The sequence below is a fragment of the Thermococcus kodakarensis KOD1 genome (assembly GCF_000009965.1).
In the GTDB taxonomy this organism is placed as follows: domain Archaea; phylum Methanobacteriota_B; class Thermococci; order Thermococcales; family Thermococcaceae; genus Thermococcus; species Thermococcus kodakarensis.
In genome coordinates this window covers 255,223-271,317 of record NC_006624.1, presented here as the reverse complement: position 1 = coordinate 271,317, position 16,095 = coordinate 255,223, and the positions used below count along the sequence as shown (strand labels likewise).

Genomic DNA, 16,095 nt, shown 5'->3' with positions numbered 1-16,095 from the left:
AGTTTGTGAATATTAAGAATGGTAGGTGTGATCAATGACTTCTCACCCCAACCCCCAGGTTATCATGAACGAGATAATTGAGAGGTTAAAGAGACTCAGCCCAAAGGAGCTTCTGAGCTATGCTATCTTCAATGAGGAGGACGAGGCAAAATACTATGCCGAACTTGCCGAGAAGGCGAAAAGAAAGAGTGTGAGAGCCCTGTTTAAAAAGATGAGCAGGGAGAGCAAGGGGCATGAACTCCTCCTCAGAAGGACGTTTGAGCGGCTCTTTCCAGGAGAGGAGCCCGTTAAGGTAGATGTTCCCCCAGTGGAGGTCTATCCATTCTATCCTGAGTTTGAAAAGGTTGAGGACTACATAAGGGCGCTGGAGTACTGCATGGAGAGCGAGCTCTTCGCAAAGAGGACTTATGAAATATTGGCTGGCGTTGCCGAGAACGAAGATGTCCGGGGAATAGCCTTCGAGCTTTCACAGATTGAGCAGAAACACTACGAAGAGATAAAGAAGGTCTACGATATCGTTATCTCCTTTGAGCGCAGGCACGTCTTTATAGAGAGGCTAGGATCGGGTGCTTATCTGGTAACCGACGACGAGAAAGCAAAGTACATTCTCTTAGATATGCTGACGGAAAACAGGGAAGTGATAGCAGTTATAAGGGAGCACCCGGACAAGTTTAGAGAGCTCACTGAGATAGACAACGTGATATGGGTCTCAAAAATCTCAGAGGAATACCCCGGGAAGGTAGTGCCCCCAAAGTTCGTCCCCGAACTCAAAGGCGAGCTCCTTAAGTTCCTCAAATCTGCAAAAGAAAACGGAAAGCAGGGAGTTGTGTTTGTCCAGAATGTTGGTTACCTGGTTGTTGAACTTGGCTTCAAGGATGCAATGGATTTTCTGCTCTACGTAAAGGACGCTGCCATGGTCTACAATGGGTACATCATAGTAAGCGCCAATCCGGATGCCTTTGAGAAGAAGGAGTGGGGCCTGCTCACGTCTGAGTTTGAAGTTATACTATAGCTTCTTCGTCTCCCAGATGACTTTTCCATCCTTTCTAACGACGCGCAGGATTCTGTGGTAGGGTATCTGGGCTTCTCCAACGAAGAAGTAGCCGTGTCCGAGCTCGATAAGCTCGACCGGTATTTTCTTTTCCCCACCATAAGCCCCCCTGTGCTCGATGACAACGTAGTAGTCCTCCTCCTTCTCCCGCGGGTCGTACTTTATCTTCGCCAGCACTTCCTTAACGGAGCCCTTTCTCATGGGAGCCACCTCAAGACTTCCCTTAAGTTCTCTTTCCAGTCCCTTATGTAGTCGCCGTGCCCTGGGAAGCCGAAGTCAACGTCAAACTCAGCCAATCTCTCCAGGCTCTCCCTGAGCGCCCAGCCATCTCCAGTCGGGAGATCCGTCCTGCCGACTGTCCCCTTGAAGACCGTGTCGCCCGTGAACATGACCCTGTGCTTTCCGTCGTCGAGGTAAAGGCAGGAGCTTCCAGCGGTGTGGCCGGGAGTGTGGACAACCAAAAGCTCAAGCGAGCTGACATTCAGTTTGTCTCCATCTTCAAGCTTGAAGTCTACTTGATGTGGCTCAAACCGCCTGCCGTAAAAGTACGACAGGATCACACCTTCGTCACCGCGTTCGAGCACGTTTGCTGTTATCTTGTGTGCGGCAAAAGACACCTCAATTCCACGCTCTTCCAGCCAGCGTTGCAGAACCTTGTTTCCCCCAACGTGGTCAAAGTGCTCGTGCGTGTTGAAAATCGTTACGTGCTCCACATCGGTAAGGTAGCCCTCTCTCTCCCAGATTTCAGTGTAAAGGTGCCAGTTTATTCCAGTCCCAGTGTCAATTATAAGGGCTTCCTCTTCGTCTCTGACTAGGTAGATGTTGGAGTCCCGCCCTATTCCACGGAGCATAACAACGTGGGGCGGAACCTCAATCGGGATGAGCTTGCTGGGAAAGCCCCTGCCGGGACTTGCACCCATTATTTCACCTCCAGAAAGGGGCTCGAGGGGGGACCGCGTCTTCATCTCGGGGGGAGCGAGTCCCCGTCAGGAGGGATGAATCTCTTCATCGCCCTAAGATGTTACAAAGAGACGTTTATAAACCCAGCCCCCCAATCTGATTAGGTGACCCAAATGAAGACTGAACGCGCGAAGGAGATCCTCCTTCAGCTCTTGAAGATACCCTCTCCCTCCGGGCAGGAGGACAGGATAATGCTCCACATCATGGAGTTTCTCCACAGGCTTGACTACGACGTTCACATCGAGAGCGACGGCGAGATAATTGACCTCGTCGTGAATCCAGATGCTGAGCTTTTCTACGAGGTTCACGTCGACACGATCCCGATAAGGGCTGAGCCCTTCGTGAGGGGCAACATCATCTACGGAACCGGCGCGAGCGACATCAAGGGTGGAGCGGCTGCAATACTCCTCATGATGGAGAGCCTGAAGAAAGAGGGCAAAGACCTGAACGTCGGCGTCGTCTTCGTCAGTGACGAAGAGCTCGGCGGTAGGGGTTCGGCTCTCTTCATGGAGAGGTATAGGCCGAAGATGGCGGTTGTTCTCGAGCCCACCGACCTTGAAGTCCATATAGCCCACGCAGGCAACATCGAGGCCTACTTTGAGGTTGACGGCAAGGAAGCCCACGGTGCCTGTCCAGAGAGCGGTGTCAACGCTATTGAAGAGACCTACAAGATGCTCAACGAGCTGAAGAACCTTGAACCCTTCAAGCAGAAGGGCAAGTACTTCGATCCCCATATCGGCATTCAGGAGCTCCTCTGCGAGAACCCGGTTTATCTCATCCCGGCCCTGTGTAAAGGCCGCCTTGAGGCAAGGCTTTTACCGGATCAGGAAGTCGAGGACGTTCTCGACCTCATGGATCCAATCCTCGACGAGTACACGCTGAAGTATGAGTACACGGAGATATGGGACGGCTACGAGCTTGATCCAGATGAGGAGATAGTCCAGCTGGCCAAAGCCGCGATGAAGAAGGTCGGCCTCGATGAGTTCGGCGGCATGAGGAGCTGGACCGATGCGATCAACTTCATGTACAACGGAACCAGAACAATAGTCTTCGGTCCCGGCAACCTCGACATCTCCCACACAAAGTACGAGAGGATAGACGTAAGGGACGTCGTTACCGCGAGCGAGTTCCTGAAGGTGCTCAACGACGTTTACGCTGAAGGACTGGAGAAAGTTGAAAAAGAGCTGAGTTGACCTCTTTCCCTTATTTTTCCAGGAGGCCACGAGATGAAGCTTGTCCACGACCCGGTTCACGGCTACATCGAGCTCGATGAGTTCGCGAGGAAGCTCGTGGACACCCCAGAGTTTCAGAGGCTTAGGAGGATAACCCAGCTCGGCTTCGCTTTTTTGGCGTACCCCTCAGCGAGGCACACCCGTTTTGAGCATTCACTTGGAACCTTCCACCTCGCAAAGAAGATTCGCGCTCACAATCCGGAAATAGAGGAAGGGGCATTATACGCGGCGCTCCTCCACGACATAGGACACTACCCGTTCTCGCACACCCTTGAGGGCCTCTACCCGAGGCACGAGGAAAACACGCTCTGGGTTATAGAACATGGAAGCGTCGGAGACGTAATCAAGGAGAACTATTCGACCCAGGAGTTTAAGAAGCTCTTAAAGCATCCAATCGTCAGCGGTGACATAGACGCAGACAGGATGGATTATCTGGTCAGGGACGCTTACTACACCGGGGCAGCCTACGGCGTCGTTGACCTCGAACGGCTCGTGAGGAACCTGAAGTTCGATGGGAAAATGCTCGTGGTTGAGGAAAAAGGAATAATGGCGGCCCAGAACCTCCTGCTTTCGAGGGCCATGATGTACCCGACCGTTTACTTCCACCATACGGCGAAGATAGCGGAGGCCATGCTGAGAAAGGCCGTCGAGATTGAAGGGATATCCTTAGAGGAGATCCGTATCATGGATGAGATAGACCTAGTTTCGAGGCTCAGAAGTAGCGAAAAGCCGGAAGTTAGGGAGCTTATAAGGGCCATAGACGACAGGAAGCTCTACAAGAGGGCTTACTGCTCAAATAGGGAGCTTGATGAAAAGACAATTTCAACCCTGAAAAGAGAGCTTCAAGAAGAGTTTGGTTATTCTGCCCTCTTAGACTACCCGCCAAAACCCAAGTACGAGGAAAGGAACGCCTTCGTGAAGATTGGAAGCGAGACGAAGAGGCTCAGTGAGGTCTCTCCCCTCGTCAGATCCCTCGTGGAGATGAAGGACGTGTACTGGAGATGGTGCGTCTACGCGAGGGAGGACGTAAGAGAGGACGTGGAAGCGTTCCCGAAAAAGCTTTTTTAGACCAGTGCCTCAATACTCGTTCGGGTGAGAAGTATGAGTGAGGTAGTGGTTACCAAAGATGAGATACTCATGTATGAGAAGCTCAAGCTGATTTCTGAGTTGGCCCCGATACGAGAGAGAATATCAGAGTTCGAGAGAAAGTACGGTGTGAGTTTTGAAGAGTTCGAGAGAAGGATAAGAGAAGAGAACGAGAGTTTTGAAGCGTGGGACGATTACATAGAGTGGAAGGCTTACGTTAGAAAGTTCAGAGAGCTTCAAAAGAAGCTGCGGGAGATTGAGAATGCTCAGAGAGTTAGAATTGCTTGAGAAAAGCGAGATGGTTAGATCCTATGAGATACTCGACTACAAAGAAGGTTCAGATTTCTATTTTCTGAAGATACGCGCGGAGCTAATTGATGGAAGTGTTCTCCATATTCGAGAGTTCGTATCCAACGAGGAGTACAACTACTCCTTTCAATGGCAGAGGGACAGTGAGCTGATAATAAGGTGGGACAATGCACCGCACCACAAGGATCTTCCCACGTTCCCACACCATAAACACGTCGGTAGTGAGAAGAACGTGCTTCCATCATCAGAAATCACTTTAGAGGAAGTACTGGGAGTCATCTCTTCTTACATCCAAAACCCTTAAGTGATCCAAAATCACCACGTCACTCTCAATTCTCAACTGGGAAAAGCTTTATAACTGGGCCTTTTAAGTTAAGCCGACAAGCTCATTCAAGAGAGTAGGTGGTGTATTATGGGAAGAAGGGAAGAGATGATTGCGAAGATTAAGGAATTGATGACCCAGCCTGAGAGGATCAGGAACATGGGTATCGCCGCTCACATTGACCACGGTAAGACCACTCTGAGCGACAACCTGCTCGCCGGTGCTGGAATGATCAGCGAGGAGCTCGCCGGAAAGCAGCTCGTCCTTGACTTCGACGAGCAGGAGCAGGCGAGGGGTATCACCATCAACGCGGCAAACGTTTCGATGGTTCACAACTACGAGGGCAACGACTACCTCATCAACCTCATTGACACTCCGGGTCACGTCGACTTTGGTGGTGACGTTACCAGGGCCATGCGTGCCATAGACGGTGCGATTATAGTTGTCGACGCCGTTGAGGGTGTCATGCCCCAGACCGAGACCGTTCTCAGGCAGGCCCTCAGGGAGTACGTCAAGCCGGTTCTCTTCATCAACAAGGTTGACAGACTCATCAAGGAGCTCAAGCTTACTCCCCAGCAGATGCAGGAGCGCTTCGTCAAGGTCATCACCGACGTGAACAGGCTTATCAGGAGGTACGCTCCGCCAGAGTTCAAGGACAAGTGGCTCGTTAAGGTCGAGGACGGTAGTGTCGCCTTCGGTAGCGCTTACTACAACTGGGCCCTCAGCGTTCCCTACATGAAGAAGACAGGTGTTTCTTTCAAGGACATCATCGACCTCACCAACGCCGGTGACCTCAAGACCCTCAGGAAGAAGGCCCCGCTCCACGTCGTCGTCCTGGATATGGTCGTTAAGCACCTCCCGAACCCGCTCGAGGCCCAGAAGTACAGGATCCCGCACCTCTGGAGGGGCGACATCAACAGCGACGTCGGCCAGGCCATGATGAACTGCGACCCGAAGGGCCCGATGACCATGGTCGTTACCAAGATCATCCTCGACAAGCACGCCGGTGAGGTCGCTACCGGCCGTGTCTGGAGCGGTACCGTTAAGACCGGTCAGGAGGTCTACCTCATCAACAGCAAGAGGAAGGCCAGGATCCAGCAGGTCGGTATCTACATGGGTCCCGAGAGGATCAACATGGAGGCCGTTCCCGCTGGAAACATCGTCGCCGTTACTGGCCTCCGCGATGCTATGGCCGGTGAGACCGTTTCAGTCCAGCAGATCGAGCCGTTTGAGGCCCTCCACTACACCAGCGAGCCGGTTGTTACCGTTGCTATCGAGGCCAAGAACGTTAAGGACCTTCCGAAGCTCGTTGAGGCCCTCAGGCAGCTCGCCAAGGAGGACCCGACGCTCCACGTCAAGATCGACGAGGAGACCGGCCAGCACCTCCTCAGCGGTATGGGTGAGCTCCACCTTGAGGTCAAGCTCCACAGGCTCAAGACCGAATGGAAGCTCGATGTAGAAGTTTCACCGCCGATCGTCGTCTACCGCGAGAGCGTCACCAAGCAGAGCCCGATCGTCGAGGGCAAGTCCCCGAACAAGCACAACAGGTTCTACATCACAGTCGAGCCGATGCCGGATGAAATCTACCAGGCGATCAGGGAGGGCGAGATTCCCGAGGGCAGGCCGAAGGACCCGAAGGCCGTCGCCAAGAAGCTCGCCGAGCTCGGCATGGACTACGAAATTGCCAAGGGTATCGTCGACATTTACAACGGCAACATGTTCCTTGACAACACCAAGGGTATCCAGTACCTCAACGAGGTCATGGACCTCCTCGTCGACGGTTTCCACCAGGCCATGGATGAGGGACCGCTCGCCAAGGAGCCCGTCATGAAGGTCATCGTCAGGCTCCACGACGCCAAGATCCACGAGGACAACGTCCACCGCGGTCCGGCCCAGATCTACCCGGCCATCAGAAGCGCTATCCACTGCGCCATGATGAAGGCTGGACCTGTCCTCTACGAGCCGTACCAGAAGGTCATCATCAACGTGCCCTACGAGTACATGGGTGCCGTCAGCAGGGAGCTCAACCAGAGGCGCGGTCAGCTCATTGACATGAGGCAGGAGGGCGAGGTCATGATCATCATCGGCGAGGCTCCAGTTGCGGAGATGTTCGGATTCGCTGGAGCCATCCGTGGAGCCACCAGCGGTAAGGCCCTCTGGACAACGGAGCACGCTGGCTTCAAGCGCGTTCCAAACGAGCTTGCCCAGCAGATAATCAGACAGATACGCCAGAGGAAGGGTCTCGACCCCAACCCGCCGAAGGAGCAGGACGTCTGCCCGCAGCAGTGATGCGGGCTTTCTTCTTGTTCTCTCTTTGACCTTTTCTCAAGAACTCTGTTTTATCACGTGAAAGTCTAAATCCGTCATTAGTTAACTTTTTAAACCCCGTTCTTGAGTTAAACCCAGAACTCATGAGGTCCCCCCGAAAACGGCGGGTTTCCCGCCCGAGGGGGCCGAGGTTCGAAAGATTTAAAAAGCCATCCTAGTCAACGAGACTAGACCAAAATATGGAGGTGTTTGAAAATGGCTAAGGAGAAGCCACACGTTAACATTGTGTTTATAGGCCACGTCGACCACGGAAAGAGCACTACCATCGGTAGGCTGCTCTTCGACACAGCGAACATCCCGGAGAACATCATCAAGAAGTTCGAGGAGATGGGTGAGAAGGGTAAGTCCTTCAAGTTCGCTTGGGTCATGGACAGGCTCAAGGAGGAGAGGGAGCGCGGTATCACCATCGACGTCGCCCACACCAAGTTCGAGACCCCGCACAGGTACATCACCATCATCGACGCTCCGGGTCACAGGGACTTCGTTAAGAACATGATCACCGGTGCCAGCCAGGCCGACGCGGCTGTCCTCGTCGTCGCCGCTACCGACGGTGTCATGCCACAGACCAAGGAGCACGCCTTCCTTGCCAGGACCCTCGGTATCAACCACATCATAGTTGCCATCAACAAGATGGACATGGTCAACTACGACGAGAAGAAGTTCAAGCAGGTCGCCGAGCAGGTTAAGAAGCTCCTTCAGATGCTCGGCTACAAGGACTTCCCGATCATCCCGATCAGCGCTTGGGAGGGCGACAACGTCGTTAAGAAGAGCGACAAGATGCCCTGGTACAACGGCCCGACCCTCCTCGAGGCCCTCGACCAGATACCCGAGCCGCCGAAGCCGGTTGACAAGCCGCTCCGCATCCCGATCCAGGACGTCTACTCAATCAAGGGTGTTGGTACCGTTCCAGTCGGCCGTGTTGAGACCGGTGTCCTCCGCGTCGGTGACGTTGTCATCTTCGAGCCGGCCAGCACCATCTTCCACAAGCCGATCCAGGGTGAAGTCAAGAGCATCGAGATGCACCACGAGCCGCTCCAGGAAGCCTACCCAGGTGACAACATCGGTTTCAACGTCCGTGGTGTCGGTAAGAACGACATAAAGCGCGGTGACGTTGCCGGACACACCACCAACCCGCCGACCGTCGTCAGGCCGAAGGACACCTTCAAGGCCCAGATCATCGTCCTCAACCACCCGACCGCTATCACCGTCGGCTACACCCCAGTCCTCCACGCCCACACCACCCAGGTCGCAGTTAGGTTCGAGCAGCTCCTCGCTAAGCTCGACCCGAGGACCGGTAACATCGTCGAGGAGAACCCGCAGTTCATCAAGACCGGTGACTCAGCCATCGTCATCCTCAGGCCGACCAAGGCAATGGTCATCGAGCCGGTCAAGGAGATCCCGCAGATGGGCAGGTTCGCCATCCGTGACATGGGCCAGACCGTCGCTGCCGGTATGGTCATCTCCATCCAGAAGGCCGACTGAAGGCCTTCTCAATCTTTCCTTCCTTTGAAATCTTCCTGAACCTTTTAGGAGGGACGGAAATGCAGAAGGCGAGGATTAAGCTGGCGAGCACCAACATAAAGGCCCTCAACGAGGTCACCGACCAGATCAAGCAGATAGCAGAGAGAACCGGCGTCAGGATGAGCGGTCCGATACCGCTTCCGACAAAGAGGATCAGGATCACCACCAGGAAGAGCCCAGATGGAGAGGGTTCCGCCACCTTTGACAGGTTCGAGCTCCGCGTTCACAAGAGGCTCGTTGACATCGAGGCCGACGAAAGGGCCATGCGCCAGATCATGCGCATCCGCGTTCCCGAGGATGTTACCATCGAGATCGAACTCATCTCTTGATTCCTCTCATTTATGCGCCGGGGTAGCCTAGCCTGGGAAGGCGCGGGCCTGGAGAGTCCGTGGGCGTTTGCCCGCCAGGGTTCAAATCCCTGCCCCGGCGCCAGCTCTTAACCTTCTAACCTTCTTAGTTGCTTCCTTCTTAACTGCTTGTTTTGATTAAGCACCACAGAAGCGACTTTAGAGAATTTTTCAGAATTCATACTCAGATATAAGAGCAATCAGAAATCAACAAGAGGGGGAAAAGAAAAATCCTCAATATCTCCTCCTTCTCTGGCGGGGCTTCATTGACCCCCACCTGCCGCGGTACTCACCTTCAAGCTCCTCCTGCCTCAACCTCTCCCGGTATTCTTTGGGAATACCCTCGCTGAGTTCGGACTTCTTGACCTCAACGCCGGCCTGCTTTGTGATGTACCTAAAGCGCCTCAGTTCTCCTGGGGCGATGAAAGTTATGGCCTTTCCTTTCTTACCCATTCTCCCTGTCCTTCCAATCCTGTGGATGTACTGTTCGGGGTTCATTGGGATTGAATAGTTGATAACGTGGGTTATCTCTGGAACGTCAAGTCCCCTCGCTGCTACATCGGTCGCAACGAGTATCTTAGTTTTCCTGGCCTTAAAGCGATTGAACGTCTTCTCTCTAGCCGGCTGGCTCATATCGCCGTTGAGGGCCTCTGCCCTGAATCCAGCCGCCCTAAGCCTCATAGAGAGTTCCCTCGTCTCGGCTTTAGTCTGACAGAACACTATGCCGTAAAACTCATTAGACTCATCTGAGAGTATCTTGGTGAGAAGGTCGAACCTTCTGTGGGGAACAGCTTCGATGTACTCCTGCTCAACCTCTCCTGGGACAAGCTCGTCCCTGCTGACGATGACTACCTCGGGGTTTCTCATGTACTTCTTTGCCAGCAGGAGGACATCCATCGGCATCGTGGCTGAGAACATCAGGACCCTCTTCTCCTTGGGGGTTGCCCTGAAGATTGCTTCGATGTCCTCCTGGAAGCCCATGTCCAGCATCCTGTCGGCCTCATCGAGGACGAAGAACCTGACCCCATCGAGGTTCAGAGTACCTCTGTTTATGTGGTCGAGAACCCGTCCAGGAGTTCCAACTACTATGTGGACGCCCCCCTCAAGGGCCCTTATTTGAGGTCCGATCGGCTGTCCGCCGTAAACGGAGTAAACGTAAATCCTCCTTTTGCCCCTGAGCGACCTGAGCTCATCAGTGACCTGTATGGCAAGCTCCCTTGTGGGGGTTAGAATCAACGCTTGAACTTCCCTTATGGATTCATCTATCGAATCCAGAATCGGAAGTCCAAAAGCTGCTGTTTTTCCGCTTCCCGTTTTTGATTGACCCACAATATCGCTCTCAGCGGACAGCAGAAGGGGGATGACCTCCCTCTGAATGTCTGTTGGGATTGAAAAACCCTTTCTTTCAACTGCTTCAACTGAAGCACTGGATAGTCCAAGTTCTCTAAAACTCATTTTTCATTACTCCTTAATGTCTAGTAATTCCAACGCGCTCCTGCTCAGAACGCGCTGAGGAGAAACGCGCTTTGGCGGGCCGGGGGGGATTCGAACCCCCGACCTGCGGATTAAGAGTCCGCCGCTCTAACCAGGCTAAGCTACCGGCCCACGACCCGAAACCATAGAGATGGATTGCCTTTATAAATTTTTCGGTCTTCTGGAGTGCCGAGAAGCACCGTAAAGTTTATAAAGCACTGCACTGCCCTATATTTGGCAACGCGGGGGTTGCCGAGCCTGGTCAAAGGCGCGGGATTGAGGGTCCCGTCCCGCAGGGGTTCCGGGGTTCAAATCCCCGCCCCCGCACCACAACAGCCCTTTCTTGCGAAAGCGCTGGCGGAAGAAAAGTATGCGTTCTTAACGAGCTAGCTTTTGAGTGGGTTTACTTATCGAGTAGCCAGACTTACAGGATTTCCTCACCGTATAGCGCTCGTCGAGCGCTAAAAAGAAAGTTTGAAATCACAATTAGTGTGATATTTTGAGGTTAAACCCGCGTGAACTTGCTTTCTGAGCAAGCATACCCTCTCTAACAGCAAAGTCAAAAGAAAGGGCGCACTTTTGGTCAAGCGTTTTCTAAAAGCTTGCTGCGCGACGTTGAAGCTTCGCTTCAACGCACGGGACGATAGCCCCGTTGAGTTTGATCGAGGCTCGTGGTTCTTCTTAGAATTGCCCCACTACAAGGATTTTCAAGATACACAAGCTAGCATTAGTGAATTCCCCAATTTCAGCCCTCTAAAAGAAGTTTCCAACATCCCGACGCCCTACGGGTGTCGATTAAAAGCAAACTCACACCGAGAACTCTTACTAAAATCGAATTCGCACTCATACAGCGAGCTCCTGAATGAAAAATCTCCCCAGAACAACCTTCTAATCAAGAACCACGAACTTTGATGAAACTTTGCTTGCAAAGTTTCTTTGGTCAAGCTTTTCCCAAAAGCTTGCTAGAAAAGTTTCATTAGTGTAGCCTCTCCCAAAAAGCTTCAAAGTCTAGTGGCGGCGGGCGCGCCCGGGGGTGGGAACCCTCCGCCGCGCCCTTCCACCGGGGCTCGCTCACCCCCGCTACCCCGGGAGCGCCGCACGTCCCGCCTACCGCTGCTCCCTTCCGGGCCTGGCGGGGTTCGGCGGGCAAAGGGCGTTAGCCCGGCCCTCCAGCCGGACCTCGCCCACCGCCGGCCCCCCGGGACGAGGGATCACCGTTGTGCCCCGGCTTCCGGGCGCGGTTTTGGGAACCGCCCCCCGGGCTTCGGCCCCGGCATATCGACGGTTTCCGGTTACAGGGGACGCCGAACCCCCCGGCCTAGCCCGCCGCCGGGAATAGTTAACAGAGCTGGATATATAAAGGTTTGGTAGGTACGAAAGCCCTGAAGTTTGCCATTTTCCAGTTAAGAAAAGGTTATAAAGGCCCTCCGATTAGCAGAAGGAGGGTCATCATGAGGATAGTCTTCGATATAGGCGGCTCTGTTCTCGTTCCCGAAGATCCGGACATCGACTTTATCAAGGCGATAGCATACGAGCTCGTCAAGATAAGCGAGGACCACGAGGTAGCGGTTGTTGTCGGCGGTGGAAAGGTCGCCAGGAAGTACATACAGGCCGCGAAGGAATTCACGCTCAACGAGACCTTCAAGGACTACATAGGAATCCACATCACGAGGGCAAACGCGATGCTTCTCATCGCTGCCCTTGGAGAAAAGGCATATCCCTTCGTCGTCCAGGACTTCCGTAAGGCCTGGGAGGTCATCCAGCTCAAGAAGATTCCGATAATGGGTGGAACCCACCCCGGCCACACGACCGACGCGGTAGCTGCTCTTCTCGCTGAATACCTGCAGGCGGATCTTCTCGTCGTTGTAACCAACGTTGACGGAGTCTATGATTCAGACCCGAAGAAGAACCCCAACGCGAAAAAGCTCGACAGAATCACCGTTGACCAGCTCGTTGAGATAGCGATGCAGGAGGAGAGCAAGGCAGGAGGAAGCGGCGTCGTTGATGCCCTAGCAGCAAAGTTCATCCAGAGGGGGAAGATAAAGACTTACATCGTCGGCAAGAAGGACGCTTACCATCTCTTTGACGTGATAAAGGGCAAGCACAGCGGAACCGTTGTGGAGCCGTAATTTCTTTGCCTTTACTTATGTCTTTGTTTGTCCGCTTACTCTTCGAGTATTTCCGGATTTAACTAAAGCCAACTTTTTATACCCCCTTCCCCTTCTTCTCTTGGTGACACCCATGAAAATCGTCGTGGTCGGTTCTGGAACAGCCGGAAGCAACTTCGCCCTCTTCATGCGCAAGCTTGACAGGAAGGCCGAGATAACCGTCATAGGAAAGGAACCAACGATGCAGTACTCCCCCTGCGCCCTGCCGCACGTGGTAAGCGGCACTATCGAGAAGCCTGAGGACATTATAGTCTTTCCCAACGAGTTCTACGAGAAGCAGAAGATAAACCTCATGCTGAACACGGAAGCAAAGGCGATAGACAGAGAAAGGAAGGTTGTAGTCACGGATAAGGGCGAAGTCCCGTACGACAAGCTTGTTTTGGCCGTTGGTTCAAAGGCATTCATTCCGCCGATTAAGGGAGTTGAGAACGAGGGGGTCTTCACACTCAAGAGCCTCGACGACGTTAGGAGGATAAAAGCCTACATAGCCGAGAGAAAGCCGAAGAAGGCCGTCGTTATCGGAGCTGGTCTCATCGGCCTTGAGGGCGCCGAGGCCTTTGCAAAACTTGGAATGGAAGTTCTGATTGTAGAGCTGATGGACAGGCTTATGCCCACAATGCTCGACAAGGACACGGCAAAGCTCGTCCAGGCTGAGATGGAGAAGTACGGCGTTTCCTTCCGCTTCGGCGTCGGCGTGAGTGAGATCATCGGAAGCCCCGTCAGGGCTGTCAAAATAGGCGACGAAGAAGTTCCCGCAGACCTCGTCTTGGTTGCAACCGGGGTGAGAGCCAACACCGACCTCGCCAAACAGGCAGGGCTTGAAGTGAACAGGGGCATAGTGGTTAATGAGCACCTCCAGACGAGCGACCCGGAGGTCTACGCAATAGGCGACTGTGCTGAAGTTATAGACGCCGTAACTGGAAAAAGAACTCTCAGTCAGCTCGGAACTTCCGCCGTTAGGATGGCCAAGGTGGCCGCGGAGCACATAGCGGGTAAGGACGTCTCCTTCAGACCAGTCTTCAACACCGCTATAACCGAGCTGTTTGGCCTTGAAATCGGCACCTTCGGAATCACCGAGGAGAGGGCAAAGAAGGAGGACATCGAGGTAGCGGTCGGAAAGTTCAAAGGCTCGACCAAGCCAGAGTACTATCCCGGAGGCAAGCCCATAACCGTAAAGCTCATCTTCAGAAAGTCAGACAGAAAGCTTATCGGCGGCCAGATAGTCGGCGGCGAGAGGGTCTGGGGCAGGATAATGACGCTTTCTGCCCTCGCTCAAAAAGGCGCAACGGTTGAGGACGTTGCCTACCTGGAAACGGCCTACGCCCCGCCGATAAGTCCGACCATAGACCCGATAACGGTCGCGGCAGAGATGGCCCAGAGAAAGCTCCGCTGAACCTCTATCCCCTTTCACTTTTCTTCCCACTCCTGAATCAACATAGATGTACACTGAATTTCTGCACATCAGAATTCACGAAAATTTAAATAATCCTCCACAACCAGCTAAATACCAACTAACAACCCTGTGAGAGGTGAATCCAATGAAAGACAGATTGAAAGGACCTATTGCTAATAGAGAACTCTTAATCGGGATAAGTACGGGTGTTCTCCTAGCTTCTTCCATGAGGGTTTTCGTCGCGGGGGCATATTCAAGCGTCGAGAAGACGTTCTTTTACAACGTCATGTTCCCCTCCGTGCTCGGCGTGGTGCTGTTCATAATTGCATCCGCTGTTGTGGGCAAACTCAACAGGAGGATAGGAGCTGCAATAGTGGCGGCCTACGCGCTGGTTTCTCTCCTCACGGATGCGACTGAATACACCCACCTGATAGCGGCCCTTGCCATCCCAGTTGCACTGGCACTCCTCAGTGAACTCGACATAAAGTACGTGACGATGGGGCTTGTGGCGGATTTGGGGCTGAGGGTTCTCGCCGTTGGCGGGGAGCCGCTCGACTTCCCACACACCAGGATTATCCTGAGCCTCGTCGTTCTCTTCGGAGCATACGCCCTCTGGAAAGATGAAGGGAAACTGCCAAAGCCTGGCTTCGGCCTCTACGCTTTTGCCGCCCTCCTGGAACTCGGTCTCATGTATCCAAACGCAGTCTTGAGGTACTCCGGAATTAACTCTTATTATCTTCCTACCTTCGTCGGCTACTCTTTCATAATAGCCCTTGCACTCCTCGGGGGGCCTTACCTCGCCAGGAAGCCTAAGATTGCCCCGGTTCTTCTGATCCTGGGCACGGCGACCCTCTTCGTTAAACCACTGAGTTTGATAGGTCTTCCCCTGGCCCTCACATCTGCCGTTGCTCTCGTTGAGAGTGCCAAGACCATCCGCAAAGGGGAGCTGGGTGCTATTTATCTCTTCTTGGTGGTGACCCTCGCCTTGGGCGCCTACATCGGCAGGGACATTGGATTGGCCTTCATGGAGGACAAGCTGGAGGCCCTAATAGTTGTTGCCTCTATAGTTTATGCAGTCGTAACTTATGGCAAGAATGCCCCTATCAGTACTCCAAACAGGAAAGAGGTAGTGAGTGTGCTCGCTGGTCTCGCTCTCGTTTCAGTGATCGTTCTAGCGCTCTTCAACACGGGACCGAGCTATGCGGAGAGCAAGAAGGATGTCCTCATCTGGAGCTACAACATCCATCAGGGCTTCGGCCCGTATCGGGGAACTTTCAATGGGTATGAACTTGTGAAACTCCTGAGGGAGCATGAACCTGACATCATCGCCTCTCAAGAAGTCGTTGGAGGAATGATAGCTAACGGTTACCAGGACGTTCCACTTATGCTCTCTGCATATCTCGGCTACGCCTACGAGTACAAGCCCGCAGTTGAGGGTACGTACGGAATAGCAATCTTCTCCCACTGGCGCATGAATACCGAGGGAGAGCTCAACCTCAAGAGCGTCGGCCAGGCGAGGCCCGCGCAGAAGGTAATGATTGAAGAGCTTGGAATAACGCTTGTGAACGTCCACATGGGGCTGAGCGAAGAAGAACGCGCTATGCAGGCGGAGGAGCTCCTGAGCTTCGCCGAAAGCGAACCAGCAGCGCACGTAATTTTGGGGGACACGAACGCAGAGCCCGATGAGAAGGCCATCCAGATAATAACCCAGGAGTACAAGGATGCTTTTGAGGAGAGGCCGCCCTACACCTTCAACTGGGGCGACATCGACATCGAGAACATAGACTACATCCTTCTGAGGAGGGGCTGGCCAGCGAAGGTAAAAGACTACGGATGTCTCTGCGAGGTTGAGGTTTCCGACCACAGACCGGTGTGGGCGCTGATAGAGCTCCCGTGAGGTTTTTA

14 protein-coding genes, 3 tRNA genes and 1 other RNA gene are annotated in these 16,095 nt (G+C 53.5%); 13 read left to right on the top strand and 5 right to left on the bottom strand.

Annotated elements, in window-relative coordinates:
- The first annotated feature begins 34 nt into the window (after positions 1-34).
- The gene (locus tag TK_RS01560; protein WP_011249271.1) at positions 35-1,012 is read left to right on the top strand and encodes a DUF835 domain-containing protein; all 978 of its coding nucleotides are present in this window, start codon (positions 35-37) and stop codon (positions 1,010-1,012) included.
- Here TK_RS01560 and TK_RS01555 read toward each other — a convergent pair.
- On the bottom strand, positions 1,007-1,252 hold the full coding sequence (locus tag TK_RS01555) for a DUF504 domain-containing protein (protein WP_011249270.1): 246 nt from the start codon (positions 1,250-1,252) through the stop codon (positions 1,007-1,009). The two genes, TK_RS01560 and TK_RS01555, sit on opposite strands and share 6 nt — an antisense overlap.
- A complete protein-coding gene (locus TK_RS01550; protein WP_011249269.1) occupies positions 1,249-1,971 on the bottom strand; it encodes an MBL fold metallo-hydrolase in 723 nt (240 codons plus the stop codon). The genes TK_RS01555 and TK_RS01550 overlap by 4 nt, the downstream gene beginning before the upstream one ends.
- Before the next feature lie 153 nt (positions 1,972-2,124).
- Between TK_RS01550 and TK_RS01545 the strand changes: the two genes are divergently transcribed.
- The 8 genes from TK_RS01545 to TK_RS01510 all read left to right on the top strand — a co-directional run bounded on the left by TK_RS01545 (position 2,125) and on the right by TK_RS01510 (position 9,241).
- On the top strand, positions 2,125-3,204 hold the full coding sequence (locus tag TK_RS01545; RefSeq protein WP_048053650.1) for a M20/M25/M40 family metallo-hydrolase: 1,080 nt from the start codon (positions 2,125-2,127) through the stop codon (positions 3,202-3,204).
- 33 nt (positions 3,205-3,237) lie between these two features.
- On the top strand, positions 3,238-4,311 hold the full coding sequence (locus TK_RS01540; RefSeq protein ID WP_011249267.1) for an HD domain-containing protein: 1,074 nt from the start codon (positions 3,238-3,240) through the stop codon (positions 4,309-4,311).
- 33 nt (positions 4,312-4,344) lie between these two features.
- Entirely contained in the window at positions 4,345-4,617 is a 273-nt protein-coding gene (locus TK_RS01535; RefSeq protein WP_011249266.1) for a hypothetical protein, read from the top strand.
- Positions 4,592-4,942, top strand: coding sequence for a toxin-antitoxin system TumE family protein (locus TK_RS01530; RefSeq protein WP_048053649.1), 351 nt, complete (start codon positions 4,592-4,594; stop codon positions 4,940-4,942). Before TK_RS01535 ends, TK_RS01530 begins: the two co-directional genes overlap by 26 nt.
- Positions 4,943-5,050: 108 nt before the next feature.
- Positions 5,051-7,249: an elongation factor EF-2 gene (locus TK_RS01525; RefSeq protein ID WP_011249264.1), complete on the top strand. Its 2,199-nt coding sequence runs from the start codon at positions 5,051-5,053 to the stop codon at positions 7,247-7,249.
- 234 nt (positions 7,250-7,483) lie between these two features.
- A complete protein-coding gene (gene tuf, locus TK_RS01520) occupies positions 7,484-8,770 on the top strand; it encodes a translation elongation factor EF-1 subunit alpha (RefSeq protein ID WP_011249263.1) in 1,287 nt (428 codons plus the stop codon).
- A 59-nt stretch (positions 8,771-8,829) separates the two neighbouring features.
- Complete coding sequence (gene rpsJ, locus TK_RS01515) at positions 8,830-9,138, top strand: 30S ribosomal protein S10 (RefSeq protein ID WP_011249262.1); 309 nt, start codon at positions 8,830-8,832, stop codon at positions 9,136-9,138.
- A gap of 16 nt (positions 9,139-9,154) precedes the next feature.
- Positions 9,155-9,241, top strand: a tRNA-Ser gene (locus tag TK_RS01510).
- A 149-nt stretch (positions 9,242-9,390) separates the two neighbouring features.
- Here TK_RS01510 and TK_RS01505 read toward each other — a convergent pair.
- Both TK_RS01505 and TK_RS01500 read right to left on the bottom strand, forming a co-directional pair.
- Positions 9,391-10,611 (bottom strand): DEAD/DEAH box helicase, encoded by a 1,221-nt coding sequence (locus TK_RS01505; protein WP_011249261.1) that lies wholly within the window; start codon positions 10,609-10,611, stop codon positions 9,391-9,393.
- A 72-nt stretch (positions 10,612-10,683) separates the two neighbouring features.
- Positions 10,684-10,761, bottom strand: a tRNA-Lys gene (locus TK_RS01500).
- Positions 10,762-10,871: 110 nt separating this feature from the next.
- Between TK_RS01500 and TK_RS01495 the strand changes: the two genes are divergently transcribed.
- A tRNA-Leu gene (locus TK_RS01495) sits at positions 10,872-10,959 on the top strand.
- Positions 10,960-11,644: 685 nt separating this feature from the next.
- Here TK_RS01495 and ffs read toward each other — a convergent pair.
- Positions 11,645-11,958: signal recognition particle sRNA (gene ffs, locus TK_RS11730), an RNA gene on the bottom strand.
- Positions 11,959-12,080: 122 nt separating this feature from the next.
- Between ffs and pyrH the strand changes: the two genes are divergently transcribed.
- From pyrH to TK_RS01480, 3 genes are all read left to right on the top strand, one after another.
- Positions 12,081-12,758 (top strand): UMP kinase, encoded by a 678-nt coding sequence (gene pyrH / locus TK_RS01490; RefSeq protein WP_011249260.1) that lies wholly within the window; start codon positions 12,081-12,083, stop codon positions 12,756-12,758.
- A 112-nt stretch (positions 12,759-12,870) separates the two neighbouring features.
- Positions 12,871-14,190 carry an NAD(P)/FAD-dependent oxidoreductase gene (locus TK_RS01485; protein WP_011249259.1) on the top strand — a complete coding sequence of 440 codons (1,320 nt, stop codon included), beginning with the start codon at positions 12,871-12,873 and terminating at the stop codon, positions 14,188-14,190.
- A gap of 145 nt (positions 14,191-14,335) precedes the next feature.
- Positions 14,336-16,087 (top strand): endonuclease/exonuclease/phosphatase family protein, encoded by a 1,752-nt coding sequence (locus tag TK_RS01480; RefSeq protein ID WP_011249258.1) that lies wholly within the window; start codon positions 14,336-14,338, stop codon positions 16,085-16,087.
- Positions 16,088-16,095: the final 8 nt, after the last annotated feature.